This is a genomic window from Candidatus Thermoplasmatota archaeon (assembly GCA_035540375.1).
In the GTDB taxonomy this organism is placed as follows: Archaea; Thermoplasmatota; SW-10-69-26; order JACQPN01; family JAJPHT01; genus DATLGO01.
In genome coordinates this window covers 32,109-57,184 of record DATLGO010000102.1, presented here as the reverse complement: position 1 = coordinate 57,184, position 25,076 = coordinate 32,109, and the positions used below count along the sequence as shown (strand labels likewise).

Below are 25,076 nucleotides of genomic sequence, written 5' to 3'. Positions count from 1 at the left end.
TCCGGCCCTGACGGCTGGGTGGAGACCCCCCTCGTTCCCCCCTATTCTCCTCACAATACCCCCGCAACCTTCATCGCCCCCCGCCGCCTCGTCCGGCACAGTCCCCGCCCGGGAGGCGGCCCGCATGTCGCGCATCCTCGCCCTGGTCCTCGCCTTCGCCGTCGCCGCGCCCGTCGCGCTCGCGTCGCAGAACGACCTCCGCCCCGAGGTCGGCGAGCCCCGCGCGGCGCGCGCAGCCGAAGGGCAGTCGAACGGCCTCGACGACCTTCCCGTCGAGGCGCCCCGGCTCATCCTCGACAGCGTTTTCCTCCCGGCCGCGCAGGACGCGAACGTCGCGCGGCGCACGGGCGGGGCGGACGTCATCCTCCCCGGCCTCGGCGCGTTCGCCGCGTGGCACGGCTGGTGGCACGACCGCAACGGGAACGGCCGCGTGGACGTCGTCGCGACGGGCTGCCCCGCCGCGTGCGTCGCCGGCGCGGAGAACGAGTACGCCGCGTCCCCGACCGACGCCTCGAAGGTCGGGTCGCTTCCGGGCGTGCGCATCGTCGGCTTCGTGGACCCTGGGTCGCACCCGAACCTCGAGTCGCACGCCCAGCCGACGGACGTGCAGCCGGACGTGCAGTACATCCACCGCTACGGCGCGCCCTTCGCGACGGGCCGCAACCTCGACGGGCTCTACCTCGACGGGTCGCTCCTGCAGACGTATGTCGTCACGACGGTCGCGGGTGGCATCCTCGTCGGCCACCCGGACGAGCGCTTCCTCTGCGTTCCCGGGTCCGGATGCCAGGTGGACGTCGACCGCTACGCGGCGTCCGCGTCCGGCCCCGTGGGCGAACTCTACGCCGCGACCGCGGCGCCGTTCGTGAACGCGATGCCCGCGCCGAACCTCGGCCTCGCGCGCACCGTGCGCGCGCCCGACGCGCTCGCGCCCGCGACGGGTCCCGCGCGCGGCGCGCTCCAGCCGGGCTACGCGCTCGAGTACCTCGAGCCCGGGTCGAGCGCGCACGCGATCGGCCTCGACGCGTACCAGCGCGAATACCGCGCGTGGGTGGATCTCAAGGGGTCGTGGGCCGTGCCGTCCATCATCGCCTCGTTCCCCGGCGCGTTCGGCGCGGGCGCCGAGGCGTCGGCGTTCCCGGGCTTCTGGGGCTACACGCTCCACACGGGCATCTGGAAGGACCTGAACGAGGACGGCGTCATCGGCGTCGCGCGCGACGCGGCGGACCCGTACGACGGCGGCAACCTCCAGGATCCGAACGACTACGGCGACCCGACGGGCGAGTGGAAGGGCTGGCATCCCCCAGGCGACTGCACGGACGACGAGCGCCTGTGGGCGCGCGCCGTCGCGCGGCCCCTCGCGGCGGGCGGCTGGGGCGAGGCCGGCGTCCTCGTCACGGACTCGGCGCTCTTCCGCCCGCAGACGTGGACGCACGTCACGGGGACGCAGGCGATCGAGATCAAGGCGCGCTGCTACGCGCCCGACCCGAGCCTCGGCCTCTGGTTCTCGCGCTCCGTGCTCTTCTTCCCGCACGGGAACGTCGGCATTCCCTTCACGGTGGAACTCGTCCCGATCACGGTCTCGTTCGCGGCCGACGCCATCACGCTCGCGGAGGACGTGTACGATCGGGATGAGATCGCGCCCCTCGGGCCTCCGATCGAGTGAGACGACGCCGGGGCCGAACCCTTATGGGGTGCCGGCCTCCCTCCCGCTTGGAGAAATTCGCGATGCGCTGGGTCGCGTCCGCTCTCGTCTTGCTTCTCGTCGCCGGATCCGCGGCGGGCCAGATCGCCTTCGCGTCCGATTACGGCGTCGACGTCTCCTTCGAGGCGAGGGAGTCGGCGCCGGAGGCGATCCAGTTCAACTGCGTCGCGTCGGGCGCCGGCATCGAGGCCGATGCGCGATGTCCCTCGGTCGCGACCGGGGCGCCGATTCCGGTCGAGGGCGTCCGCGTCCTCGACGCGACCGTGGTCGGCGAAGGTCCCGCCGCGCCGGGCGAAGACCTGCAGGCGATGGCGCGGGATCCCGAACGCAACCAGGTCGCGCTCGCGGGCGCGCTCATGCGCGGATCGAATCACCACCGCGCCACGGGCGGCGCCGCCCCCGACGCGATCCTCCCGGGCCGCGCGCAGTTCATCGCGTGGCACGGCCATTGGGGCGACGCCAACGCCGACGCCGCGATCGAGATCCGATGGAAGGGCGGCGCCGCGACGCCGGTGCCGCAGCCCGGAAACGAGTGGTCGCCGGCGACGGGCGCGACCCTTGTCACCTACGTCGAGCCCGGCAGCCACCCCGCGTACCTGAGTTGGGATCGCCCCCACACGACGTCGCCCGACGTCCGCTACGCCTACTCGATGCTCGACCAAGCTTATCGGATGGCCGGGGAGGCGGACCCGCGCATCCTCTTCGTCGACGGCTCCCTCTTCCGATCGTTCGTCTCGACCACCGTGACCGACGCGATCCTCGCGCCGGACCCTGAAGGGGATCTCCCCTTCACGCCCGTCGCGTCGTCGCTCATCGACGTCGACCGATATCCCGCGATCGCGCCGGGCCCCGTCGCGACCGTCTACGGCTCCCTCCTCGGCCCCCCCCTCGAGAGCTTCGGCAGCCCGAGCGTCAGCGCCTGCCCCAATGCGTGTCGCGCAGGCCCCGCGCCCGCGGGAACGCCGTTTGCGTCCGAGGCGAACCGCGCGCTCTGGAGCGAATATCCGCGCGAGTGGGACGTCGATTCCCAGAGCACGAACGCGGGCCGGTGGAACGAGGGTTATCGCGCGGGTTACGAGGGCTGGATCGACCTCCTGCCGCTCAGCGCGCCGTGGGGCGGTCCTCCGGACGACCGCAGCGGTCCTCTTCTCGGCGCGAACGCGGACGGCTCCTTCACGATGGCGCCCGGCACCCTTTCATTCGAGGCGTGGACGGGCGTCTGGAAGGACCTCGACGGCGATGGCTACGTAGGCGCCGGCCCCGACGCCGCCGAGCGCGCCGCGCGATCGAGGCCCATGGGCGACGACTACTGGAACTCGCGCGGCGAATTTTTCGGTCGCTTCCCGGTCGAGCCCAATCCGTATCAGGGGTCGACCTGGATGTTCAAGGTCACGTTGACCCCGATCACCGACTGGGGGACCGGCGTCATCGTCCTCAGCGCGACCGGCGTGCCCAAATGCCCCCCGGGCGCCATCCGGCTTCCCGCCTGCCTCACCGAGCGACCGTGGCACGCCACCGGCGCGACGCCCATCGTCGTCGAACTCTGGCGAGACTCGCCTTCGGGCCGCTACGCGGCGGTCGAAGCCGTGTTCATGCCCGAGGGATCGCCCGGCTTCACCGCCTGCACCGAGACGCTGAAGATCCTCCACCACGCGGGCGGATTCGAGTCTATCGAGTCCCTGCGCGATTGCGACACGATCGAGCCCTATCGCCCCCTTTAGCGTCGCCGTGCCGCGCAAGCGACCACGACCGCCGCAAACGCGAGAAGCGCGAATCCGGGTCCGGGCGTGCTCGAGGCGGGAATGTCGACGCCGTACGCGAGCGCGGCTTCGCGCGAGACGGCCTCGATGTGGAGGGGCGGGCGGTCCTCGTGCTCGAGGCCGAGCGTCGCGGACGCGATCGTCATCTCGTACACGCCCTCGCGGCCGAAGCGCGTCTCGAGGACGAGGCGTCCCGCGCCGTCGCTCTTGAGCGGAACCTCCGCGTGGAAGGCGCGCTCGCCCGTCGCGGGGTCCCAGCGCACGAGGCGCGCGCGAGCGTCCTTCACCTCGGGCGCCGCGCCGCCCTGCCTCCAGTCGCGGATGTCGATCTTCTGGCGGCCCAGGTTGTCGGCGGCGACGAGGCCCGCGCCGCGGCCGGGCGCGATGTCGAACATCCAGCGCGCGGCGCCGTAAACGTCGACGGGGAACTCGAGGCTCGTGTTCTGGGGAAGGAGCGTGACGTTGAGATGCCAGCGGCCCCGGGCGGGGAAGTCCGCGTCGAGGACCCACGTGTCGCGCGCGGCGGGTTCCGCTTCGGCCGTCGCGGTCGCGTTTGCGGGCGAGCGCCACGAGACCCGGATGGCTTCGACGCCCGTCCCGGACGTCGCGAACGGGTCCCGGTTGTAGACCGTGACCTGGAAGCGGAGGTCCGTCTCCGCGGTGAGGATCGGGGGCGCGGGGGCGGGCGTCTGCACGAACACGTAATGCTCGCCCGCTTCGCGGCCCTGGCGGTAGCCGCCGTCGTGGCCGCCGTGCGCGACGACGCCCTGGGAAAGGGCGAGGAGCGCGATCAGGAAGGCGAGCGTGCCGGGGGCCCGTCCGGGGCGCATGGGGACGGAGCCGGCGTCTTTCGTATAGAGCCTTCCGGTGCAGGCGTCGCGCTCAAGGCCCTTCGCGCACGCGGAGGAGGTCGCGCACGCGCGCGAGCGCGTCGGGCGCGCCCGCGAACATGACGCGGTCGCCCGTGCCGAGCCGGATGTCCGGCGCGGGGTCGACGCGGCTGCCGTCCTTGCGGGACAGCCAGGCGACGCGGGCGCCCGTGCGCTCGCGCAGCTTGAGGTCCCCGAGCGCCGCGCCGATCGCGGGCGAGGATCCGGGGATCGCGATCTCCTGCGTCGAGAGCGGAATGCGCGTCGCGCCCTCGCGATGCTCTCCGCCCCGGGCCTGGAGGAGGTCGCGGGCGCGGTTCAGCTGCTCGCGCTTCCCCACAAGGATCACGCGGTCGCCCGGGAGGAGCGCGAGGTCGGGGTGCGGGTTCGGCACCGCGGAGGCCCCGCGCTGGATCGCGAGGACGGTCGCGCCCGACCGCTCGCGCAGGTGCAGGTCGCGCAGGCTCGTGTAGGCGCCCCACGACCATGCGTGGATGGGCACGTCCTCGACGTCGACGCCCCAGGGATACTTCTCGCGCAATCGTCGCACGTGCGGCGTCTCCCAGTCGCCGCCGAGGAGCGTGTCGAGCGTCTCCTCGGTCCAGACGTAGAGCTTCTCGGCGCGCTGCCAGAGGAGGAAGCCCGCGACGCCGACGACCGCGAGGCTCGCGGCGAGGACGATGGGGTTGCGCGGGAGCGGGAACGGGTGCACGGCCCAGGCGAGCCACGCGGAGAGCGCGAGCAGGAGGCCCGCGCCCACGAAGGCGGCGGCGCGCGCCGCGATGCGCGGGAATCGGCTTGCGAGGACGCCGCGCACGATGCGGCGCGGGTTGAACATCTGCGCCCGCGCGAGGTCGCGCGCGAGGGCTTCCGTCGCCTTCGCGAACGCGACGATGATGGGAAGCCCGAGGAGGCCGATGAGGATGATTCCGCCGGCGCGCCGCGCATCCTCGCCGAAGGTCACGGGGCCCGCGACGTCAGGAACGCCCTTGTCGAGCCAGAGCGAAGCGTACCCGCCCGCGATGAAGAGCCCGATGAACCACGCGCTGTAGACGAGCATCCTCGAGGCGCGACGGCTCACGACGCCCGGAAGGAGCTCCGTGCTCGTGGTGGCCCGCTGGGCGGCGCGCGTGTAGGCGTCCCCGGCGTCGGTCACGACGCGGGGCACCCTGGACGAGAGGAAGGAGACGACGCGCGGCGTGCTCGCGATGAGGTACGGCGAGAGGAGCGTCGTCAGGGCGCAGACCGCGACGGCGACCGGGTAGAGGAAGGGCGCCGTCACGCCGAGCGTCAGGCCGAGCGCGGCGATGATGAACGAGAATTCGCCGATCTGGGCCATCGAGAAGCCGACCTTGAGGCTCGTCTCGCCCGGGGAGCCCGCAAGGAAGCTGCCCACGCTGCACGCGATGACCTTTCCGACGATGGTCGCGACGCTGATGAGGAGGATCGGGACCGCGTATTCGACGAGGACGCGGGGATCGATGAGCATGCCCACGGCCACGAAGAAAACGGCCGTGAAAAGGTCCCGCATGGGCACGATCTTGTGCTCGACGCGACGCACGGCGTGGGATTCGGCGATGATCGCGCCGATGAGGAAGGCGCCGAGCGCGAGGCTGAAGCCGAGCTTGACGGCGAGGAGCGCCGCGCCGAAGGCGAGGCCCACGACCGTGATGACGAGGACCTCCTCGACCTGGAACCTTGAGACCCAATCGATGAGCCTCGGCACGAGGACGAGGCCGATCGCGGCCGTGATGAGGACGAAGAGGAGGACGCGGCCGCCGACGTAGCCGAGGGTCGTGATCTCGAGGTTCCCCTCGCCGAAGCCGGAAAGGAGGGCGATGAGGACGATCGCGAGCAGGTCCTCGACGATGAGGATGCCGAAGGCGAGCTCGGCGAACTCCTCGTTCATCTCGCCGCGCTCCATGAGGACCTTCACGATGATGGTCGTCGAGGAGATGCTGAGGATCGCGCCGAGGAAGACGGAGTTCATCATGCCCCAGCCGAGCCACATGCCGATCTGGTAGCCGACGGCGATCATGATGAAGATCTCGAGCGTCGCCGCGACGATCGCGGGGAGGCCGACCTTCTTGAGCTTCCTGAGGTTGAACTCCAACCCCAGCGCGAACATGAGGAAAATGATGCCCAGTTCCGCGAGGGCGTCCACGGACGCGCGGTCCGAGATGAGGGCCATGGGCGAGGCGAGCGGACCGATCACGAATCCCGCGAGGATGTACCCGAGGACGACCGGCTGCTTCAGCCGGTAGAACACGATCGTGGTCGCGGCGGCGACGACCATGACCACGACGAGATCCTGGAGGATCGCTGCACCCATCCGAACCGAAGCAGGGCCGGTCGGCCGATAAAAGCGCTCGCATTTTGATCCCGCGCGGCGGACGCCGCGGGCGAGGCCTTTTCGCCCCGGGACGCCTCCCGGGCGCGTGGCGACGGGACTCGTCCTCGCGGGCGGCGCGAGCCGGCGCATGGGCCGCGACAAGGCCACGCTCGACGCGGACGGCGCGCCGCTCCTCGTCCGCGTCGCGTCGGCCCTCGGCCGCGCGGGCGCGACCGAGGTCCGCGTCGCCCTCGGCGATGCCTCGCGCGAGGCCCGCTACCGCGCGCTCGTTCCCCACGCGCGCTTCGTCGCCGACGCCGTCGCCGACGGTGGACCCGTCGCCGGGCTCGTCGCGGGCCTCGCGGACGCGCCCGCGGGACCCGTCCTCATCGCGCCCGTCGATGCGCCCTTCCTCGCCCCCGCCGCGTATGGGCCGCTCCTTCGCGCCCTCGAGGGGCGCGATGCCGCCGCCTGGACGAGCGCGCGCGGGTCGCGCGGGGGCGTCGCGTGGCTTTTCGGCGTCTTCGACGCGCGCCGCGCCGGCGCCGTCCTTGCGGCGGCCCTCGCGGCCGGCGAGCGCGAGGTGGCGGGCGCCTGCCGCGGCCTTAACGCCGCGTTCCTTCCCGAGCAGGACCTCCTCGCGATCCCGGGCGGCAAGCGGCATCTCGACAACTGGAACGAGCCCGGCGACGTCGTCGCCCCCCGCTGACGTCGCGTGGCGTCAGATAGAAATGGACCGAGGCGTTTCGCGGCCCGGGATTCGACATGACCTACAAGCTCCCCGACCTTCCCTACGCCTTCGACGCGCTCGAGCCCGTCATCGACACGCAGACGATGCAGATCCACCATGGAAAGCACCACAACACGTACGTCACGAACCTGAACAAGGCCATCGAGGGCAAGAGCGACCTCGACGGCAAGAGCGTCGAGGCCCTCATCGCGGACCTGAGCAAGGTTCCGGCGGACATCCGCAACGTGGTCCGCAACAACGGCGGCGGCCACGCGAACCACAGCCTCTTCTGGGAGCTCATGGCCCCGAAGGGCAAGGGCGGCGAGCCCTCCCCCGACCTCAAGGCCGCGATCGACCGCGACCTCGGCGGCCTCGCGAAGCTCAAGGAGTCCTTCGCCGCCGCCGCGACGGGCCGCTTCGGCTCGGGCTGGGCCTGGGTCATCGTGGGCGCCGACGGCAAGCTCCAGATCACCTCGACGCCCAACCAGGACAGCCCGCTCATGGGCGGCGGCGTCGTCGAGAAGACGGGCACGCCGATCCTCGGCCTCGACGTCTGGGAGCACGCGTACTACCTGAAGTACCAGAACCGCCGCGCGGACTACGTCACCGCGTGGTGGGACGTCGTGAACTGGAAGAAGGTCAGCGAGCTCTACGCGAAGGCCAAGAAGTGAGGCCGCCGGGGGCCTTCCGCCCCCGCGCCTAGGCGTCCTCGCCCGCGCGTCCGACCTGGCCGCCCCGGAACGTGTAGGTCTGGCGGCGGCCGCGGCACGTGACGCAGCCGTGGAAGAGGAGGTTCTCCGCCTCGTCGACCCGCACCTGCTTGTACTCGGTGTGGCATCCGGGGCAGGAGACCGTGATCCGGCGCATCCGGGCGCCCATGTCGCCGTCCCCTTGTAAGCGTTTTGAAAGCCGCGCGGGAAGCGGCGAGAACCTTTGTCCGTCCTGCGGTCGCAAGCGGACGGCATGACGGTCTACAAGGTGGTCGAGGTGGTCGGGACGTCGAACACGAGCTTCAGCGACGCCGTGCGGGCGGCCGTGTCGCGCGCGACCGAAACGCTCGACGAGGTGCGCTGGTTCGAGGTGAAGGAGTTCCGCGGTTCGGTCGAAAACGACGGGATCTCGGAGTTCCAGGCCAAGGTCGACGTCGCGTTCCACGTCCGGCCCCACGAGGAACCTCGCGAGAAGGCCGCGGCCAAGGGCGGTCAGACCGGGCGCGATGCCCGCCTCCACGAGCGGGGGGCCTGAGCGGGGCTCCGCCTGCCCGGTTGGCGACAGGGTTATGCGGGCGGAGTCCCCCGCGAGCGAAGGGGAACTCCATGGACGCCGTGTCGCCCGAAATGGTGCTGGGAAAGGAAGTGCGCAACGTGGGCGGCGTCAAGGTCGGCGCCGTCGTGGACGTGGGGCTCCACGACATGCGGCGGGTGAAGTTCCTCGTCATCGAGGATGCCGTTCCGGAGCGCTTCGTGCGCGTCGACATCAAGGACGTCTCGTCGGTCTCGCCCACCACGGTGACCGTCCGGGTCATGGCGGAATAGCCGACGTCCTGGGGCCGCTTTCCAGGAAGCGGGCCACCTCCTCGAGCGTCGGGTGATCCCCGCTCATGCCGGAGACGTAGAGCCCCGCGACCGCGTTCGCGAGGACGAGCCGCTCGGCGGGGGCGAGGCCGAGCAGGTGTCCCGTCAGGTTGCCCGCGTTCCACGCGTCCCCCGCGCCCGTCACGCGCCGGCAGTGGACGTCGAACGTGGGGACGACCGCTTCGCCCGCGCGTCCGAAGCTCGCCGTGACGCTCGACGTATGGTAGTCGAGCGTGCCCGAAAGGGTCCCCGCGAACGCCCGGGCCTCGTCGACCCCGGCTTCGACGGCGCCCGTGAAGTGGCGCAGCTCGTTCTCGTTCACGCCCAGGACGTCCACGTCCTTCGAGCGCAGGAGATCCCCGACGAGCGTCGGGATCTCGGCCGCGCGCGGAGACGGATCGCCCGTGTCGATCGCCGTCCGGGTCCCCGCTTTGCGGGCGACGCGGAAGACCTCCTGCGCAAGTTCGGTGCCGCCTTCGCGGGTGAGCGTCCAGTTCGCGACGAGCACGAGGTCGGAGGCCTCGATGAGCGTCCAGTCGTTCTGGTCGAGGTCGTCCACGCCGAATGTCGCGACGGAGCCCGGCCAGTTCAGCATGACGTTGCGCCGGGCGGCGCCCGGCACGTCGAACTCGAGCGCCGTGGTGACCGCGAGATCGCCGGTGGGCTTCACGCGCGCGAGGTCGACGCCCGCGCGCCCGAGCGTCTCGGAGAGGACCGTCGCGCCGAAGGGCGAGGTCCTCGTGATGAGGTGGCTCTTCACGCCCAGGCGCGCGAGCGCGAGCGCGGTGTTCGCGGCGTTGCCGCCCGTCGAGAGACGCTGGGGAAAGCCGGGAAGGTTTCCGCCCCCCTGCCCGTGCACGCGCCCGATCTCGGGCATGATGTCCGCGTGGCGGGGGAGCGTGACGAAATGGTCGACGAAGAAATCGGGGAGCGCGACCACGTGCAGACGGCCGGGGTCGGCCTCGCGGAGCTTGCGCGCGAGCGCCGGGAGATCCATCATTCGCGGGCCCGAGGCGCGTCGATCATGAAAAAGCCTGTCCTCTCGTCCGTCGAACCGCCGCGCGAGGGTCGTCTCCGTGACACGTCCGGCGGGCGTTCCGGAAGACTATTTAGCCGGTCGGGAGTCTTGGCGTCCGTGATCACGCTCCTCACCGGAAACTCGCGCGTGCTGCTTGCCGTCGACGAGGCCGGAAACTGGTCCCAGCTCTACTATCCTTATGCCGGCCAGTACCAGCACGTCCGCGAGACGAAGCTCGGTCTGTACGACGCCGACAACGAGGAGTTCGCCTGGCTCGGCTCCCCCGGCAACGGCTGGCGCGTCGAGCAGGAGCCCGTCGCCCACTCGAACGGCGCGGTCACGCGCCACCTCGGCGACGGCCTGACGGTCGAGGTCACCGACATGGTGCACTCGAACCACGACCTCATCATCCGGCGCATCGCGCTCAAGAACGGCCGCGACACGACGCGCCGCCTGCGCGTCTTCTCGTACCACTCGCTCACCATCGCCGAGTCGATGTACCAGGACACGGCGTACTGGGACGACGAGCGCCGGACCCTCAACCATTACAAGCGCAACTACTACTTCCAGCTCCGGGGCGTCCCCGATTTCGACGCCTTCACCTGCGGCGAGCACACGCTCAAGGGCCTCCAGGGTTCCTACGTCGACGCCGAGGACGGCAAGCTCGAAGGCGGGCGCATCAGCCACGGCGCGGCGGACTCCGTCGCGCAGTGGAACGTCACGATCCCCCCTTCGGGCGAGGCGACGGTCTACCTCCAGGTGATGCTCGGCCACTCGCGGCAGGAGGTCAACCAGTTCTACGCGTACCTGAAGGGGCGCGAGGTGAACGGGCTCGCGCGCGAGGCCACGGACTTCTGGGCGCATTGGATCCGCAACAAGAATCTCCGGGTCCCGACCACGCTTAGCGAGGACGCGAAGCGCGTGTACGAGCGCAGCGTCTTCGTGCTGCGCAACTGCAGCGCCGGAAACGGTTCCATCATCGCCTCGCCCGACCCGCGCACGCTCAAGTCCGGCGGCGACACGTACAATTACAACTGGTGGCGCGACGGCGGCTACATCTCGAAAGCGATGGACGAGGTCGGCCTCTACGACAACGCCCACCGCTGGCTCAAGTTCGCGATGGCGTGCCAGGAGCAGGAGGGGTACTTCCTGCACCGCCACTTCCCCGACGGATCCGTGGGATCGACGTGGCACCCGCCGCCCTTCATCCAGATCGACCAGACGGCGACGGTCATCTCCGCCGCGTGGCACCACTTCAAGCGCCACGGCGACCTCGACGAGCTGCTCGGGCTCTGGCCGCTCATCAAGAAGGGCGCGAACTTCCTCGAGCGCTTCGTCGATCCCTCGATGGGGCTCCCGCTCCCGAGCTTCGATCTCTGGGAGGAGAAGAAGGCGAATTTCACGTACTCCACCGCCGCGGTGTACCACGGTCTCGAGCGCGCGGAGCGCATCAGCGAGCAGCTCGGGAAGAGCCTCGGACGCTGGCGCCTGAGCGCGGAGTCGATGCGCGAGAGCGCGCTGAAGCACATGTGGAACCCGGCCCGCAAGGCGTTCTACAAGAGCCTCGATCCGAAGGAGGACACGCTCGACGCCTCGACGCTCCTCACGATCAAGCTCGGGCTCCTCCCGACGACCGATCCCCGCGCCGAGGACCTCGTGCGGACCCTCGAGAACCGGCTCTGGGTCAAGGACACGGGCGGGCTCTGCCGCTACGAGAACGACCACTACTACGGCCACGAGAACCCGTGGCTCATCTGCACGCTCTGGCTCGCCGAGGCCCATCTCATGCTCGGTCGACCGGAACGATGCCGCGAGCTCATCGAGTGGACCGCCCGCACGGCAAGCTCGACCTACCTGCTGCCGGAGCAGCTCGACGCGCGCACCGGGCAGCACACGAGCGTGACGCCGCTCGTGTGGAGCCATTCGACCTTCATCGACGTCGTGAACAAGTACGCCCGGGCCATCGAGGGCAGCGAGGACGGCGAGTGAGCGTCGCGCGAGTCGCCTGCGCGGCCGGTAGCCGCAGACTTTAATTACGCTCCCCCGCCTGTCACGCCGTTTGGAATTGTTGGAGGGTTACGCCTGAAGATCGCGATGATCGGGTGGGAGTTTCCGCCCTTCATGGCCGGGGGGCTCGGCATCCACTGCCTCGAGCTCACGACCGAGCTCGCGAAGCAGGGCGTCGAGATCGATTTCTACATGCCGCGCATGGAGGGATCGGAGGGGTCCGAGCGCGTCGGCGCGCAGCATCGGCACCTCAACATCATCGAGGTCGAGGCCGAGGGCGGGCTCACCCCGTACGGCCCCGTGGGCCGGCGCGGCTACGACGAGGCCTTCAACGCGGCCGTCTGGCAGTACAACCAGCGCGTCAAGCAGGCCTTCTCGAGCCGCGGCGTCGACCTCGTCCACGGGCACGATTGGATCACCGCCGACGCGGCGGAGGCCGTTGCGCGCAAGATCGGGAAGCCTTTCGTGTGGACCTGCCATTCGACCGAGCACGATCGCAGCGCGGGATTCTTCCCGCAGCAGTGGATCATCGACGCCGAGCGCCGCGCGACGCGCGAGGCGGACCGCGTCATCGCCGTGTCCTCGTACACGCGCCAGCAGCTCATCGACCGCTACGGCGGCGATCCGTCGAAGATCGACGCCGTCCACAACGGGGTCGACTTCTCGAAGTTCGCGAACCACGTCCACCGCGACTACGCGCGCGGCTCGAAGAACGTGCTCTACCTCAGCCGCGTCTCGCGCCAGAAGGGTCCGCTCTTCTTCATGCAGGCCGCCCGGAAGGTGCTCGACGTCGACCCGTCGGCCCGTTTCGTCGTCGCGGGCAAGGGCGAGATGCTGCCCGAGTGCGTCGAATACGCCGTGAGGAACGGCATGGTCGACCGCGTGACCTTCACCGGCTTCGTCCCCGACGCCGAGGTGCAGCGGATGTACGAGGGGTGCGACGTGTACGTCCTCCCGTCCGTGTCCGAGCCGTTCGGCATCTCGGTCCTCGAGGCCATGACCTCGGGCCTGCCCACGATCGTGAGCAAGACGACCGGCGTCGGCGAGGCGCTGAGGCACGTCCTGCGCGCGGAATACTGGGACACGCACGAGATGGCGGACCAGATCATCCGCGTGCTCGACTCGAAGGCCCTCCGCGAGGAGCTGGGCCGGAACGGCGCGCTCGAAGTCCGCAAATTCACGTGGGCCGCCTGCGGCCGCCGCACGCTCGACACGTACCGCCGCGCCGCAGGCGCGGCGCCGAAGGAGGTCGCCGCTTGACGTCCGTCTGCTTCTACTTCCAGGTCCACCAGCCGATGCGCCTGCGCCGCCTGCACGTCTTCAACATGCCGCAGGGGTACGACTACTGGGACCACGCGAAGAACCGCGCCATCTTCGACCGCGTCTCCGACAAGTGCTACCTCCCCGCGAACAGGCTCCTTCTCGACCTCGTGAAGCGGCACGACGGGAAGTTCAAGATCGCCTACTCGCTCTCCGGCACCTTCGTCGAGCAGGCGCGTCAATTCCGCCCCGAGGTCCTGGAATCCTTCCGGGCCCTCGCCGACACGGGCCACGTCGAGTTCCTCGACGAGACCTATTACCACAGCCTCGCCGGCCTCTGGTCCGATCAGACGGAGTACGTCGAGCAGATCGCGGAGCACCGCGACCTCATGCAGAAGGAGTTCGGCGTGAAGCCGACGAGCTTCCGCAACACGGAGCTCATCTACGACAACCGCATCGCGGCGACGATCGAGAAGCTCGGCTACAAGGCCATCGTGACGGAGGGCACGGAGAAGATCCTGGACTGGCGTTCGCCGACCTTCGTCTACAAGCCGGCGCGCGGCGGGTCGAACCTCAAGGTGCTGCTCAAGCAGTACCGCCTTTCGGACGACGTCGCGTTCCGCTTCTCGAACCAAGGCTGGCCGGAATGGCCGCTCACGGCGCCGAAGTTCGCGGACTGGCTCGCGAAGACCGAGGGCCACTCGATCAACCTGTTCATGGACTACGAGACCTTCGGCGAGCACAACTGGCCCGAAACCGGCATTTTCCAGTTCCTCGAGCATCTCCCGAAGGAGGCGCTCGCGCGCGGCCTCGACTTCGCAACCCCGAGCGAGGTCGCGACGCGCCACGAGCCCGTGGGCACGCTCGAGGTCCCGTTCGCGATCTCGTGGGCGGACACGGAGCGCGACGTGAGCGCGTGGCTGCACAACGAGATGCAGCACCAGTGCTTCAACGAGCTCCAGGCGCTCGCGCCCGTCGTGCGCGAGTCGAAGAACGACGACCTCAAACACGCGTGGCGTCTCCTGCAGACGAGCGATCATCTCTACTACTGCTGCACGAAGTGGATGGCGGACGGGGACATCCACACATACTTCTCGCCGTACGATTCGCCGTACCAGGCGTTCATCAATTACATGAACGCCATCCAGGACCTCAAGGGGAAGGCGCTCGGCCTCGCGCGGCGGTGACCCGTTCCCGGTCCCAGTCCCGCACCCGGACCCGGTGCTGATGTTTCGTCCCGGCGCACGGTTCCCGATGCCCGGTTCCGGCCCCCGGCGCCCGGTTCCTTGCCCGGTCCCGGTCCCGGTCCCGACACCCGGCGCCCGGAGCCCCGTCGACATGCGGCGCCCGCCACCCGGTTGGACCGGTTTTTCGATGCGCGTGCGACATCGTGGCTTGCGGGGGACTCGCACGGAACCCTTGACCGGTCCATCGAGCGATCCTCTACCTCTGGAAACCCCGTCCCCGGTCGGGAAAACGGGGATGCCATGACAATGCTTGGCGTGTATCGGGAGGCCGAAATGTATTCCGAATCCGTCGTGGTGAGGCCCGTCGAGGCCATCTGGCTCGGACGCGAGCGCGTCGCGCACGCCATCTGGGTCGGTTGATGGCGTCGCTTCGCGTCAGCCTCCTTCTCGGCGCGGCGCTGCTTCTTGTGGGCTGCCTGACCGTCGAGACGGGGACGCGGTACCCGGCGCACTTCGAGATGGACGAGGCGGGGGCGGCCGAGCTCGCGCGCCTCGGACAACGGACCTGCCTCGTGGAGGCGGTCACCGCTCCGACGGCGGCCTGCCCCGAGGAAGCGACCGGGGCGGATCATCCCGCAACCGGCGTCCTCGTTCTGGAGTCCGTCGCGAAGACCGTGGGCCTCGCGCGCTGGCCGGACGCGGACGTCGAAAGCGGGGATGTCGTCGTCAACGATGGCGCGGGGACGGCGCGGATGTCGTGGCAGCACGCCTCGAACGGGCTCGTGGCGCCCCTCATCGCGCCGGGGTTCTCGGACTTCTACGCCCTCCTCGGCCACTACCGCGACGACGAAAGCGACCGCGAGATCCGGTTCAACGGATCGACGCCCGAGAACGAATGGGTCGGCCGCGAGGGCGCCGTCATCGTTGCCTATGTCGATCCCGGCCCGAGACCCGCATATTCGGATCGGGTGAGGCCGACGGAGAACGCGCCCGACTTCCGCTACGTGGACGAAGGGGGCGGCCTCTATCGTGGACAGGACCTTGTCGTCGTGCTCGACGGCTCGCTCCTCCAGACCCTGCGCGTCGTCACCGTTTCCGACGCTCGGCTCGCGCCCGACCGTCCCGAGGGCCCCCCCTTCGTGCCGGGGCCCGGGTCGCGCGTCGACATCGACGACTATGCGGCGCATGCGCCGGGGCCGATCGCGGCCGCGTATGCTCCGTTGGGTCCGGCGGTCGCGTCCGTCGCGAGCCCGAGCCTCGGGACGTGCCCCAACGCGTGCCAGGTGCACCCGGTCCCGCTCACGGGGACGCCGGTTGCGGAGCCCGCGGCCTCCGCGCAGGGGCAGCTCTTCGCGCCCTATCTTCCCGAGTGGCGCGAGGGCAGCGGCAACACGGCGGCCGGCCGTTACGACGCCTATGCCCAGGGCTACACGCCGTGGATCGATCTCCTGCTCCTCACGGGCTATCGCTACGACTTCAACGGCCCGCTCCTCGGCGGCGCGCGCGGCGACGACCCGACGATGGCCCCGGGTTATCTCGGATTCGAGGTCTGGACGGGATTCTGGAAGGACCAGAACGGCGACGGCCACGTGGGCGCCGCGCCCCAGCCCGACCCGTACGAGGGCGGCGCGCGGCCGATGCCGGACGACTACATCCACCACCGGAACGAGTTCGTCCACGCGGATCCGGTCGGGCTCGAGTTCGACACCTTCAACGTCACGTTCATCCCGGACACGGAATGGGGCGCGACGGGCGTTTTCGTCGTCTGGTATGTCTCGGGCGTCTGGTTCGTCCCTTACGCTTTCCCGAACCCGGAGTGCGCCCACATGCCCCTGCCGGGCGACGTCTGCGTCGCGAACTGGTATTCCGGGTCATCTCCCATCGTCATCGAGGCCTTGCGTCCGACATGGACGTCGGATACCACGCCGGGCCACTACAAGATGGCGGTCTACCTGTTCCTCCCCGCGGGGTCGCCCGGCTTCACCGCCTGCACGGACGCTCTGGAGCTTCGCCGCTTCATCGGCGACTCGGAAGTCGCGGACGTGGTGCGCGATTGCGATCGGGTGGCCCCTTTCACCACGTCGGCTTGACGACCATGAACCACACGAGCGCGAGCGCGAGCGCGAAGCTCACGTTCCAGGCGAGCGTATGGCGCTTGCGCGCCGCGTGCGCTTCGTCGGTCCTGCCGGCGATGAGCGCCTCGGCGTAGCGCTTCGCGGCGGGCCCGAGGAACACGCCGCCGAGGACGAAGAGCGCGGCGGAGGCGATGACGCCGCCAAGGATCCAGGACGTGCCGAAGAAGTCCCACACGCCCCACGGGCCGACGGACATGAGGACGCCCGTTGCGACGGTCGTGAGCGCGATGGGGATGTACACGGCCTCGCCGCCCGCGAGGAAGTGCCAGATCGAGGCCCGGGTCGCGACGTCCGCCTTCTCGGCGTGGCGCCGCAGCATGAACTCGACCGCGAAGCTGCCGACGAGGACCGTCGCGCCGAGCACGTGGACCCATTTCAGGACGAGGTAGGGCTCGACCATGAGACCGCCCCACGGCAGGCGTCGTCATCAAGGCATCGGACGGCGCCGCCGGGCGCGAGCGTGCCGCTCGGGTCCCGCTGCGTCGCGCGGCACCCTTGCCGGGCCGCGCCGAGCGCGAGAACGCGGGGCAAAGGGCTTTGCTCCGGATGCGCGCTCGCCGCCCCATGAGCCTTGACCTCCGGGGACGCGTCGCGGTCGTGACGGGCGCCTCGTCCGGCATCGGCCGCGCGATCGCCGAACGCTTCGCGGCGGAGGGCCTCGCCGTCGCGCTCGCGGCGCGTTCGCGGGACGCGCTCGAGGACGCGGCGGCGACGATCCGGAAGGCGAACCCGGAATCCGACGTCCTCGTCGTCCCCGTGGACGTCCGCCGCGAGACCGAGGTGCGCGCGCTTGCGACGCGCGTCTCGGAATGGAAGAACGCGGTGGACGTGCTCGTGAACGCCGCGGGCGTCGGCCTCGCGGGCCGCGTCGCCTCGATGTCCACGAATGACTGGGACGAGGTCATGGAGACGAACCTGCGCGGACCGTTCCTCGTCACCCGCGAACTCCTGCCGCTCCTGCGCGCGCCGGGCCCGCGACCGCGCGCCGTCGTGAACATCGCGAGCGTCTCGGGCCTCGACGGCCGGCCCGGACTCTCCGCGTACTGCGCAAGCAAGTTCGGCCTGCGCGGCTTCTCCCTCTCGCTTGCGTCGGAGGTGAGCGACGAAGGCATCCGCGTCACGGCCGTGAATCCCGGCTACGTGGACACGCCGATGGTCGAGGGCGCGTCGGCCCCCGCCTCCGACATGATGCGGCCCGCCGAGGTCGCCGAAGCCGTCCTCGGCCTCGTGCGGCTCCCCGCGGGCGCGCTCGTCGACGAGCTGACCCTCTGGCCCGCGCGCCTCTATTCGTCCTGACCATGCGATTCACGGTGGAGGCCCTCGCGCGCGTTCCGCCCGCCTACGCCTACGCCTGGTACACCGACTTCAAGGAGAGCGACATGCGGCTCGCGCGGACCCCGGGCCGCCGCAGGGTGATGCGCCTCCCGAACGGCGAGATCGACATCCTCGTCGCCGCGCCGTGGCCGCTCGGGGCCCTCGCGATCGAATACCTCGTGAAGCCCGACGACGCCGCTCTCGCCTACGACGTCGACGTGGGCGGATCGCTGCTCCACGGGCGCGCGCGCTACGCCTTCGAGGCCCACGCCGAAGGCACGCGAATCGTCGTCGCGTGGTCGGTCGAGCGCCGCGGTCTCGCGCTGCTCGCCTGGACGGGCCTCGCCCGGTGGCTCCTTGCGCGCGCGACGCGGCACTTCGTGCGGGCGATGGAACGCGACGCCAGAAGCGGGAAACCTCCCCGCGGTTGATGCCCCGCATGGACCGCCGGAGATCGAAAGGCGCCGACGCGGACGACCTCGAGACGCTCAAGGGCGCCGCGGCGCCGCAGCCGCGCGAGGAGGCGGGCGAGACGAGCGGGCGCACGCACCGCGAGGTGCGCCGGGCCGCGGAGGGCGAGGACCGCGCCAGGCGGGGCCCCACAGACAAGGAAGCCCGGCGCTGAGCGCCCGATGCGCGCCGCCCCCGGGTAACGAGGCCCGTCCCACCCCAATGGTTTTAAGACACCCTGCCTCGTAGGGGCCGCCCGTCGGGGTTCATTCCATGTCCACGCTCCTCAGCAAGCGGCTCCAGGGCCTCGTCGGCTCCCAGGTGATCGTCGTCATGAGCGACCACCGCGCCTTCCGCGGTCAGCTCATCGAGTTCGACGACCAGACGCTCGTCCTCCACGACGTCGTCGAAGGGTCCCCGACCTCGGCCGCGGGCTGGCAGGAGACCACCGTTTCGGCCGCGGTGAAGGAGACCCTCGTCACCTGGCGCGGCACGTTCACGCAGGAATCCTCGAAGCAGAGCGAGATCGTGCGCCTCAAGGACGCGATGATCCAGATCGCCCACGTCCTCCGCGTGTGGCACTGGGACCCGAAGAACATCGCGAAGCCCGAGCACGTCATCCTCGAGGACCGCCCTTCCGCCTCGGCGAAGCCCGCCGGCGCGAAGCCCGCGCCGCGCGAAAGCGGCCGCGGCGGATTCTAAAGGCCGCGACGCCGTCGGTAATCGACGATGAGGATCGCGCCCGCCGCGACGAGCGCGAGCATGCCGAACACGCGCCAGGGCGTCCACCGTCCGAGGTCGCCGAAGTCTTCGCCCGCGAACAGGAACCCGCCCGCGTCGCCGCCGACGGGACGCGGCAGCTCGCGCGGGCCGCCCTGACGCTGCTCGAGCACCACGACGTTGCCGGAGGCGACCCACGTCGCGTCGCCCACGGGACCCGAGGGCCGCGCGTCGATCGTCCAGACGCCGCTTTTCGGGAGCTTCGCGCGGATCGGGATCGCGCCCTCCTTCTCGGGCGTGAACGGGCCGAGGCGCGCGCCGCCCGGTCCGTCGAGGAACACGACGAACGCGCCGGGGCCCGACCAGTTGAACCACGCATCGACGCGGTCCGCGCCGGCCGGCGCGACGAGCGGCACGCGCAGGCTCGCGTCGGGCGTCGAGGGCGCGGCGGTCGTGAGGACGAGGCGCTCGGCGGCCGTGACCGCGCGGCCCTCGTCGTGGAAGGGGACGCGCCGCTCGACGACGACGCTGCCGGGGCTTCCCACGCCCGCGAGCGCATCGAGCGCCGCCGCGACGTCGAGGATGCCGTAGCCGTACTGCGGGTCCGGGCCGCGGCCGCCCGCGTCGCGGGCCGTCGCCTGGAGGAGCGCGCGGACCTCCGCGGGCTTGAGGGACGGGTCGCGCGAGAGCAGGAGCGCGGCGGCGCCGGCGGCCTGCGGGGCGGCCATGCTCGTGCCGTTCATCGCGACGTAGTAGAGGGACTCGCCGGACCGGCCGTTCGCGCCCGCCGTCTGCGACGAGCGCGCGGAGACGATGTGCGTGCCCGCCGCGACCACGTCGGGCTTCGTCCATTCGAGGGGCCGGCGGTCGGCGTCGACCGCGGGACCGCGGCTCGAATACCGCTCGATGCGGCCCTCCTTCGACACGGCCCCCACCGTGATGACGTTCGGGTTCGAGGCTTCCGTCGTGAGCGTCGAGGACCCGTCGGCGCCCTTGTTGCCCGCGCTGAACACGACGACGATGCCGCGGCGGACGAGCTCGTCGCTCGCGCGGATCACGGGGTCGTTGCGGTCGTAGTGCGCATCGGCCTTCTCGCGGCCCCACGAGTTGCTCACGACGCGGATGTTGTGGCGCTCGTGGTTCTCCGCGAGCCACTCGAAGGCGCGCACCGCGTTCGCGGTCGTGAACTCGTCCGAGATGTCGAGCGCGACGAGGCGCGCGCCCGGCGCGAAGCCGCGAAGGCGCTCGCCGCTCGAGCCCGCGCCGGACCCCGCGATGACGCCCGCGATGTGCGTGCCGTGCCCGTCGTCGTCCATGCGCGTCGACTCGATCGCGCCGTTCGGGCGGAAGCGCAGCGCCGCCTCGACGCGGTCCTTGAAGCCGGGGTGGTCGAGGTCGAGGCCCGAGTCCACGATCGCGACCGTGACGCCCGCGCCGTCGAGGCCCGCGGGCGGCGCGACGTCGGCCGCGGCGACGCGGCGCGCCTCGACGAGGTTCATCGCGATCGGTTCGACGGGGTACACGCCAAGAACGCCCGGCGCACCCTTCGCGGCGGCCGCGGCCGAAGGCGCGCCGCGGACGAGCGCGACGCCGACGCTCTCGAACCGCTCGACGACCGCGAGGCCCGGAAGCGCGGACGCGTCCGTCCAGGGCTCGAGCGTCACGAGGTAGCGCCCGTCCGCCCCCGGGTGGGCGGCGGCGAGAGGTCCGAGGAGAGCGAGCACGATGAGAAGCGTCGGGCCGGCACGACCGAGCATCGAGGCTTGGCTTGTTGCGTGGACTACTTAGTGGACGACGCGCGGCGCCCGGGAGACGAGTGGCGCCGGGCCTCGGGAGAAACGGGACGCCCGGGACTGGGGCCCAGGGGCCCAAGGGACACCCGCGCCGAATGGGACGGGGGGCCGGGCGTCGGGACCGGGCCTCGGGTCCGGGACCGGGCGTCGGGCGTCGGGAGCCGGGTGCTGGGACCGGGATTCGGGCTCGTGTCCGGGCGTCGGGTGCCGGGCGCCGGGAAGCGGGACCGGGCGTCAGGACCGGGTCCGGGTCCGGGACCGGGACCGTAGCCGGTGTTCGCGCTCGGGTTCAGAAGGTTGAACGGCGAGGGAGGCGCCCCACGCGCGCCCCCACAAGCCCGCTCGAGAAGGACCGTAGAACCGGAGCACCGTTCGAGAAGAAAACGCGGGTCTCGGCGGGGGTCCAGGGGCGGAGCCCCTGGCGCTGGGGGGTGAGCCGCAGCGTCACGCCGCTGCGGTGAGCACGAATCCGCAGATTCGTGCGGCGTCCAGAGGAGGGGCGCGCGCAGCGCCCCCTCTCTGGCACGGAGTGATCCGCGGCGGTCGCAACCGCCGCGGCGGCGACGTTCTGCGGAACGTCTTCGCCTTGCGTTCTGCGGAACGCTGCGGCGTGCCCGACCCGCAGGTCGGGCGGACATGCGCCGAGGCCTCGCCCGCAGGCGAGGCCGAGGTGTGAAACGCATGCCACGGAGTGCACCGCTGAAGGCCCCGAACCCCGAACCTTTCGTGGCACGAGCCCGCAGGCTCGTGCCACGAAGTGCCCTTCTCTCCGAATTGACGGACACCGGCCGCGCCAGGTGGACGCTCAGCAGCGCGGTAGAGTTGCCCCAGGATGTCCTCGACCCCGCGACCCCACGAACGTCCTGGGTTCACGGTGAGGCTGCTCACTTCCGTGCCTGACCCGGTTCCCGTGGCAAGCGTCGCCCGAGCGATCCTCCGATCGCACGGTCGACGGCCCCGAACCACGAGGGACGAGGTCTCATTGTCGATCCTGGGCTCATCCGCGCCCTGGGGACGCCGCCCCGGCGCTTCAGCCCCCGCGTGTAGGCGATTGCGGGTCACAGGGGACGCCTGGCCCCCCGGCCTATCCGATGCCTTTCGTCTCGGGACGGAGCGAACCGTCCTTGGCCCGCGGGGCGAGCCGCGGGCTGCTAGAGGGGGATCGGTATTAAAGCGTTCGGGACGGGGAGCTTCACGCCTGGGCCGGTGTGCGTTTCCGCCCTGTCGCGTCGGCGCGAGCTCGCTGTCCAGTCGCCACAAGCAGGGCCTTGGGCCGGTGCATCGGATTCGCCCGGAAGCGCAGCCCTCTGACCCCACGGCCCGGTCCTCCCGGGGTGGTCCACCTTCAACTCACGGGCTTCAGTCGCGGGAAATCCAATCTGGCATGATGATGAATCAGGTCTCCCCCGGGAACTTCGGATCCAGCACGAAGAGGATGGGGCGGCTGTTGCCGGGCCTCTCGATTTCGCAGACTTCGCCACGCTCTTCGAAGAGGGGCACAGGCTGGCATTTTTCAGATGGCTCGTTTCCCGCGGTGTAGTAGTCGATGCCCGCGTAATCAAACGTCCACACGCCTCGTTCGTTCTTTCCTTCGGTGCTTCCGAGGAAACCACAGCCCCTGGAGCCCTTGCAGGCGACCGTCTCGCCGGATGGCTTTTGGTAGGCGTAGGTGTGGAGCGGGACGGGGGGCGGGAACGTGGGGCAGAGGAAGGTCCAGGTTCCCGTGTACCCGATGCACCAGAGGCGAGTATAATAGGCCGAATCTTCGTAGATGCCGAACAGGCGGTGCTTCACGTCGATCGAGGTCGTGACGGGACCCGTGAAGCGCGCGCCGACGGCTTCGTTCTCGTGCGCGAGGCTCAAGGGACCTCGGAAATCGCGTTCGGTCAGGAATTGGATCTCGTGACCCTCGATTGTCTCGATGACGCGATCGTGGGTCCCGTTGAGGTAGAAGGTGACGTTCGTGAAGAGGCCGATGTGGTAGAAGACGAAGTGGAATCGGCCGGTAGGAAAGTCGCGGAATGAAACGCTGAACTGGGTGGGGGTTTCGTCGCCGCGGTACATGTCGTTCGTGCCGGGGAACGTGTCGGACTCGATGTTGTACGGCCCCACTTCAGATTGGATGAATGTGCCATTTCCGCGAAGGCCCGTGCTATACATGACGAGCCCGAAGAGGGTCTTTCCCTTCTCGTCATAGATGAGCATCCCCGTCGCTCCTTGGTCGTGGCGTGGTCCCATGGCCAGCGTTACGTTGAACTTGGGGTCGACGTGATCGACGGCGATCGTCTGATAGGAGCCCGATTCGACCGCCGTGGCGATGATGACGTTCGGCCAGGGGTTTTCACTCTCGGCCGCTCCCGCGGGTTGGCTGCTCGCGGTCGTTGCGAGGATCAAGAGCGTGATGAGGATGGGTTGTTTTTTCATTCGGGCAGCTCCTCGACGAAGATCGAGCGAGGTCCGACGACGACCACGCAGTATCCCGAGCAGACGCTGTCCCTCGTCGTCAGGTATTGACCCTGATAGAGCGTGATCTCGCACGTCGCCCAGAACTGCACAAGGGTTCCATCAAACGGCACCTCCAGCTTTGCAATCGCGTGCGACATGCACGGCACGCCGCCCTTCACGATGAGGCGGTGCCCGTCCTCGCCTGCTGAAGCCGTGGAGGCGGTGAACCATTCATAAGGTACCGCGTCGGCGAGGGGTTCCATCTGGCTTTCCGTGCCGCAGTGGGTCGTGAGGGGTCCGACCCAGGCAACGAACAGGACGCACGTGACGAAACCCTCATTGTACTCGGCCTGGAGCGGGGAGAAGCACCGATAATCAGTCGGCCATCCATTCTCTTTGGGCCACGTCGAGAGGCCCGTGCACTCGGGGAGCGCGCTGCCGCCGATCGCGTAGCACACCCCGGATCCGGTTCCCACGAAGACGCATTGTCCGAGGGCCATCGCGCTTCGTGTGTCCGAATACCCGCGACATTGCGGCCCCGTCGACGTGCACGAGGCCCACGCGCCGCCACAGTTGGCGGTGATCGTGCCGCCATTCCCGACGACTTCGAGTTCGCCGCCGTAGTAGCAGTTGAAGGTGCAGGTCCGTTCGGCGGCATCGACGCGGCACGTCTGGTATCCCACGGGGCCGTCCTCTTCGGGCTCGGACGAAAGCGCCGAGGGTAACGTCGCGAGAAACGCCAGGAGCCCCAACGCGATCGCCTGAACCTTCATAGCGGGTTGCCTCCCGGGAGGGTCACGTCGGCGACGAGCAGCCACGCCATGCCCGCGCCGGCGGTGCCCCGCGTGGTGCCGTCGATCCCGAACGCGTGTATCCCGCCTCCGAGGTCATCCTCGACGAGCGAGCACGGGCAAGCCCGGGTCTGCGTCGGACCCTCGTACGTCATCGCGTACTCGGCCGCCGATCCGGGTCCGATCGCCGCGGCTCGATCGAAATGCCCCACGAGGCGGCGGTGGGCCTCAACCTCGAGGCGAGCGCCGTGCACGTGCGCGAATCCGACGTTGCCCACCTGGGCGGAGACCTGCAGGTCGCCATTGAATTCATCCATCGTCGCGGCCACGACGGAATCTCCGCGGTCCTCGGCGAGAATCGTGAGGTTCTCTCCCGCGAGGCTCACGCGCAAGGTCTCAGGTTGCGCCCCCGCGGTCCAGGCCGCGACGATGAAGACGTTTCCAGTCTCAGAGCAGGGGGCACAGGTCGCAACGCGCGAGAGGGCGAGCGTCCGCTCGTGGCCGATACCCGGCGCGATGGCATTCTTTCCGAGGAGGTTCGCAGAAGCGGACCGGAAGTCGCGGAACTCCGCGCCGCTTGCGAGCGCGCGACCCGTGTGATCGAAGAGGGCGAGGCCGAGCCCCGCAAGATCATCCTCGGCTTCGACGAGGGCGTGGACGCTGATCTTGGCGTCGTCGACGGCGATCCGCCACGTTTTCCATTCCGCTGTTCCCCCGGCCGGGGGCGCGAGCGGGACGCCGATGGCGATGGGCTGGGCGACAAGGGCTGCGAGCGCGACCATCGTGACGAGCTTGGTCTTTTGGATTCGCATGAGGTCACCTTAGAGGTTGTCGGGCGTTGCTTCGATAAGCTCGGAGACGCACGTTTGTGGGTTCTCGTGACCGACGAACGCGGTCGTCAGAGCCGCGATGGGCCCGGGGAAGTGTGAGCCGGACACGATCATCCATGAGCATGTTCGGGCTTCGATCAGGGCGGAAGTCGCATCGCC

General features: G+C 70.1%; 23 protein-coding genes and 1 other RNA gene. 14 read left to right on the top strand and 10 right to left on the bottom strand.

Features of this window, described 5'->3' with window-relative positions; genetic code table 11:
• Window positions 1-124: 124 nt before the first annotated feature.
• Complete coding sequence (locus VM889_12960) at window positions 125-1,663, top strand: hypothetical protein (GenBank protein HVL49462.1); 1,539 nt, start codon at window positions 125-127, stop codon at window positions 1,661-1,663.
• A gap of 47 nt (window positions 1,664-1,710) precedes the next feature.
• On the top strand, window positions 1,711-3,423 hold the full coding sequence (locus tag VM889_12955) for a hypothetical protein (GenBank protein ID HVL49461.1): 1,713 nt from the start codon (window positions 1,711-1,713) through the stop codon (window positions 3,421-3,423).
• Here the strand turns inward: VM889_12955 and VM889_12950 are convergent.
• Entirely contained in the window at window positions 3,420-4,292 is an 873-nt protein-coding gene (locus tag VM889_12950) for a hypothetical protein (protein ID HVL49460.1), read from the bottom strand. The genes VM889_12955 and VM889_12950 overlap by 4 nt on opposite strands.
• A gap of 52 nt (window positions 4,293-4,344) precedes the next feature.
• The gene (locus tag VM889_12945; GenBank protein HVL49459.1) at window positions 4,345-6,663 is read right to left on the bottom strand and encodes a cation:proton antiporter; all 2,319 of its coding nucleotides are present in this window, start codon (window positions 6,661-6,663) and stop codon (window positions 4,345-4,347) included.
• Between the two features lie 106 nt (window positions 6,664-6,769).
• Between VM889_12945 and VM889_12940 the strand changes: the two genes are divergently transcribed.
• Window positions 6,770-7,372 carry an NTP transferase domain-containing protein gene (locus VM889_12940; GenBank protein HVL49458.1) on the top strand — a complete coding sequence of 201 codons (603 nt, stop codon included), beginning with the start codon at window positions 6,770-6,772 and terminating at the stop codon, window positions 7,370-7,372.
• A gap of 56 nt (window positions 7,373-7,428) precedes the next feature.
• A complete protein-coding gene (locus VM889_12935) occupies window positions 7,429-8,064 on the top strand; it encodes a superoxide dismutase (GenBank protein ID HVL49457.1) in 636 nt (211 codons plus the stop codon).
• 28 nt (window positions 8,065-8,092) lie between these two features.
• Here VM889_12935 and VM889_12930 read toward each other — a convergent pair whose 3' ends face one another.
• Window positions 8,093-8,260: a hypothetical protein gene (locus VM889_12930; GenBank protein ID HVL49456.1), complete on the bottom strand. Its 168-nt coding sequence runs from the start codon at window positions 8,258-8,260 to the stop codon at window positions 8,093-8,095.
• A gap of 96 nt (window positions 8,261-8,356) precedes the next feature.
• Between VM889_12930 and VM889_12925 the strand changes: the two genes are divergently transcribed.
• Together VM889_12925 and VM889_12920 are read left to right on the top strand one after the other, a co-directional pair.
• Entirely contained in the window at window positions 8,357-8,638 is a 282-nt protein-coding gene (locus tag VM889_12925; protein ID HVL49455.1) for a dodecin, read from the top strand.
• A 71-nt stretch (window positions 8,639-8,709) separates the two neighbouring features.
• On the top strand, window positions 8,710-8,928 hold the full coding sequence (locus VM889_12920) for a hypothetical protein (protein ID HVL49454.1): 219 nt from the start codon (window positions 8,710-8,712) through the stop codon (window positions 8,926-8,928).
• Here VM889_12920 and VM889_12915 read toward each other — a convergent pair.
• Entirely contained in the window at window positions 8,915-9,964 is a 1,050-nt protein-coding gene (locus VM889_12915; GenBank protein HVL49453.1) for a carbohydrate kinase family protein, read from the bottom strand. The two genes, VM889_12920 and VM889_12915, sit on opposite strands and share 14 nt — an antisense overlap.
• Window positions 9,965-10,102: 138 nt before the next feature.
• On the opposite strand from VM889_12915, the gene VM889_12910 reads away from it, so the two are divergent.
• From VM889_12910 to VM889_12895, 4 genes are all read left to right on the top strand, one after another.
• Entirely contained in the window at window positions 10,103-11,974 is a 1,872-nt protein-coding gene (locus tag VM889_12910; protein HVL49452.1) for a glycoside hydrolase family 15 protein, read from the top strand.
• A gap of 105 nt (window positions 11,975-12,079) precedes the next feature.
• The gene (locus tag VM889_12905) at window positions 12,080-13,252 is read left to right on the top strand and encodes a glycosyltransferase family 4 protein (protein HVL49451.1); all 1,173 of its coding nucleotides are present in this window, start codon (window positions 12,080-12,082) and stop codon (window positions 13,250-13,252) included.
• Window positions 13,249-14,439: a glycoside hydrolase family 57 protein gene (locus VM889_12900; GenBank protein HVL49450.1), complete on the top strand. Its 1,191-nt coding sequence runs from the start codon at window positions 13,249-13,251 to the stop codon at window positions 14,437-14,439. The genes VM889_12905 and VM889_12900 overlap by 4 nt, the downstream gene beginning before the upstream one ends.
• Window positions 14,440-14,858: 419 nt before the next feature.
• Entirely contained in the window at window positions 14,859-16,529 is a 1,671-nt protein-coding gene (locus VM889_12895; GenBank protein HVL49449.1) for a hypothetical protein, read from the top strand.
• Here the strand turns inward: VM889_12895 and VM889_12890 are convergent.
• Window positions 16,513-16,974 carry a DUF2269 family protein gene (locus tag VM889_12890; protein ID HVL49448.1) on the bottom strand — a complete coding sequence of 154 codons (462 nt, stop codon included), beginning with the start codon at window positions 16,972-16,974 and terminating at the stop codon, window positions 16,513-16,515. The two genes, VM889_12895 and VM889_12890, sit on opposite strands and share 17 nt — an antisense overlap.
• Window positions 16,975-17,138: 164 nt before the next feature.
• Between VM889_12890 and VM889_12885 the strand changes: the two genes are divergently transcribed.
• From VM889_12885 to VM889_12870, 4 genes are all read left to right on the top strand, one after another.
• The gene (locus tag VM889_12885) at window positions 17,139-17,870 is read left to right on the top strand and encodes an SDR family oxidoreductase (protein ID HVL49447.1); all 732 of its coding nucleotides are present in this window, start codon (window positions 17,139-17,141) and stop codon (window positions 17,868-17,870) included.
• Between the two features lie 2 nt (window positions 17,871-17,872).
• Window positions 17,873-18,319 carry a hypothetical protein gene (locus tag VM889_12880; protein ID HVL49446.1) on the top strand — a complete coding sequence of 149 codons (447 nt, stop codon included), beginning with the start codon at window positions 17,873-17,875 and terminating at the stop codon, window positions 18,317-18,319.
• Between the two features lie 8 nt (window positions 18,320-18,327).
• Entirely contained in the window at window positions 18,328-18,513 is a 186-nt protein-coding gene (locus VM889_12875; GenBank protein HVL49445.1) for a hypothetical protein, read from the top strand.
• Window positions 18,514-18,611: 98 nt separating this feature from the next.
• The gene (locus VM889_12870; GenBank protein HVL49444.1) at window positions 18,612-19,040 is read left to right on the top strand and encodes an LSM domain-containing protein; all 429 of its coding nucleotides are present in this window, start codon (window positions 18,612-18,614) and stop codon (window positions 19,038-19,040) included.
• Here VM889_12870 and VM889_12865 read toward each other — a convergent pair.
• From VM889_12865 to VM889_12845, 5 genes are all read right to left on the bottom strand, one after another.
• Window positions 19,037-20,815 carry a S8 family serine peptidase gene (locus VM889_12865; protein ID HVL49443.1) on the bottom strand — a complete coding sequence of 593 codons (1,779 nt, stop codon included), beginning with the start codon at window positions 20,813-20,815 and terminating at the stop codon, window positions 19,037-19,039. The genes VM889_12870 and VM889_12865 overlap by 4 nt on opposite strands.
• An 817-nt stretch (window positions 20,816-21,632) precedes the next feature.
• An RNA gene (ffs, locus tag VM889_12860) (signal recognition particle sRNA) lies at window positions 21,633-21,946 on the bottom strand.
• Window positions 21,947-22,246: 300 nt separating this feature from the next.
• Complete coding sequence (locus tag VM889_12855; GenBank protein ID HVL49442.1) at window positions 22,247-23,275, bottom strand: hypothetical protein; 1,029 nt, start codon at window positions 23,273-23,275, stop codon at window positions 22,247-22,249.
• On the bottom strand, window positions 23,272-23,979 hold the full coding sequence (locus VM889_12850) for a hypothetical protein (protein HVL49441.1): 708 nt from the start codon (window positions 23,977-23,979) through the stop codon (window positions 23,272-23,274). The genes VM889_12855 and VM889_12850 overlap by 4 nt, the downstream gene beginning before the upstream one ends.
• Window positions 23,980-24,065: 86 nt before the next feature.
• Window positions 24,066-24,899, bottom strand: coding sequence for a hypothetical protein (locus VM889_12845; protein ID HVL49440.1), 834 nt, complete (start codon window positions 24,897-24,899; stop codon window positions 24,066-24,068).
• Between the last annotated feature and the right edge of the window lie 177 nt (window positions 24,900-25,076).

Coding starts and splice junctions, on each gene's coding strand:
- VM889_12960 (HVL49462.1), top strand. CDS start 125: ATGTCGCGCATCCTCGCCCTGGTCCTCGCCTTCGCCGTCGCCGCGCCC.
- VM889_12950 (HVL49460.1), bottom strand. CDS start 4,292: ATGCGCCCCGGACGGGCCCCCGGCACGCTCGCCTTCCTGATCGCGCTC.
- VM889_12945 (HVL49459.1), bottom strand. CDS start 6,663: ATGGGTGCAGCGATCCTCCAGGATCTCGTCGTGGTCATGGTCGTCGCC.
- VM889_12935 (HVL49457.1), top strand. CDS start 7,429: ATGACCTACAAGCTCCCCGACCTTCCCTACGCCTTCGACGCGCTCGAG.
- VM889_12930 (HVL49456.1), bottom strand. CDS start 8,260: ATGCGCCGGATCACGGTCTCCTGCCCCGGATGCCACACCGAGTACAAG.
- VM889_12925 (HVL49455.1), top strand. CDS start 8,357: ATGACGGTCTACAAGGTGGTCGAGGTGGTCGGGACGTCGAACACGAGC.
- VM889_12920 (HVL49454.1), top strand. CDS start 8,710: ATGGACGCCGTGTCGCCCGAAATGGTGCTGGGAAAGGAAGTGCGCAAC.
- VM889_12915 (HVL49453.1), bottom strand. CDS start 9,964: ATGGATCTCCCGGCGCTCGCGCGCAAGCTCCGCGAGGCCGACCCCGGC.
- VM889_12905 (HVL49451.1), top strand. CDS start 12,080: ATGATCGGGTGGGAGTTTCCGCCCTTCATGGCCGGGGGGCTCGGCATC.
- VM889_12895 (HVL49449.1), top strand. CDS start 14,859: ATGGCGTCGCTTCGCGTCAGCCTCCTTCTCGGCGCGGCGCTGCTTCTT.
- VM889_12890 (HVL49448.1), bottom strand. CDS start 16,974: ATGGTCGAGCCCTACCTCGTCCTGAAATGGGTCCACGTGCTCGGCGCG.
- VM889_12885 (HVL49447.1), top strand. CDS start 17,139: ATGAGCCTTGACCTCCGGGGACGCGTCGCGGTCGTGACGGGCGCCTCG.
- VM889_12880 (HVL49446.1), top strand. CDS start 17,873: ATGCGATTCACGGTGGAGGCCCTCGCGCGCGTTCCGCCCGCCTACGCC.
- VM889_12875 (HVL49445.1), top strand. CDS start 18,328: ATGGACCGCCGGAGATCGAAAGGCGCCGACGCGGACGACCTCGAGACG.
- VM889_12870 (HVL49444.1), top strand. CDS start 18,612: ATGTCCACGCTCCTCAGCAAGCGGCTCCAGGGCCTCGTCGGCTCCCAG.
- VM889_12865 (HVL49443.1), bottom strand. CDS start 20,815: ATGCTCGGTCGTGCCGGCCCGACGCTTCTCATCGTGCTCGCTCTCCTC.
- VM889_12855 (HVL49442.1), bottom strand. CDS start 23,275: ATGAAAAAACAACCCATCCTCATCACGCTCTTGATCCTCGCAACGACC.
- VM889_12845 (HVL49440.1), bottom strand. CDS start 24,899: ATGCGAATCCAAAAGACCAAGCTCGTCACGATGGTCGCGCTCGCAGCC.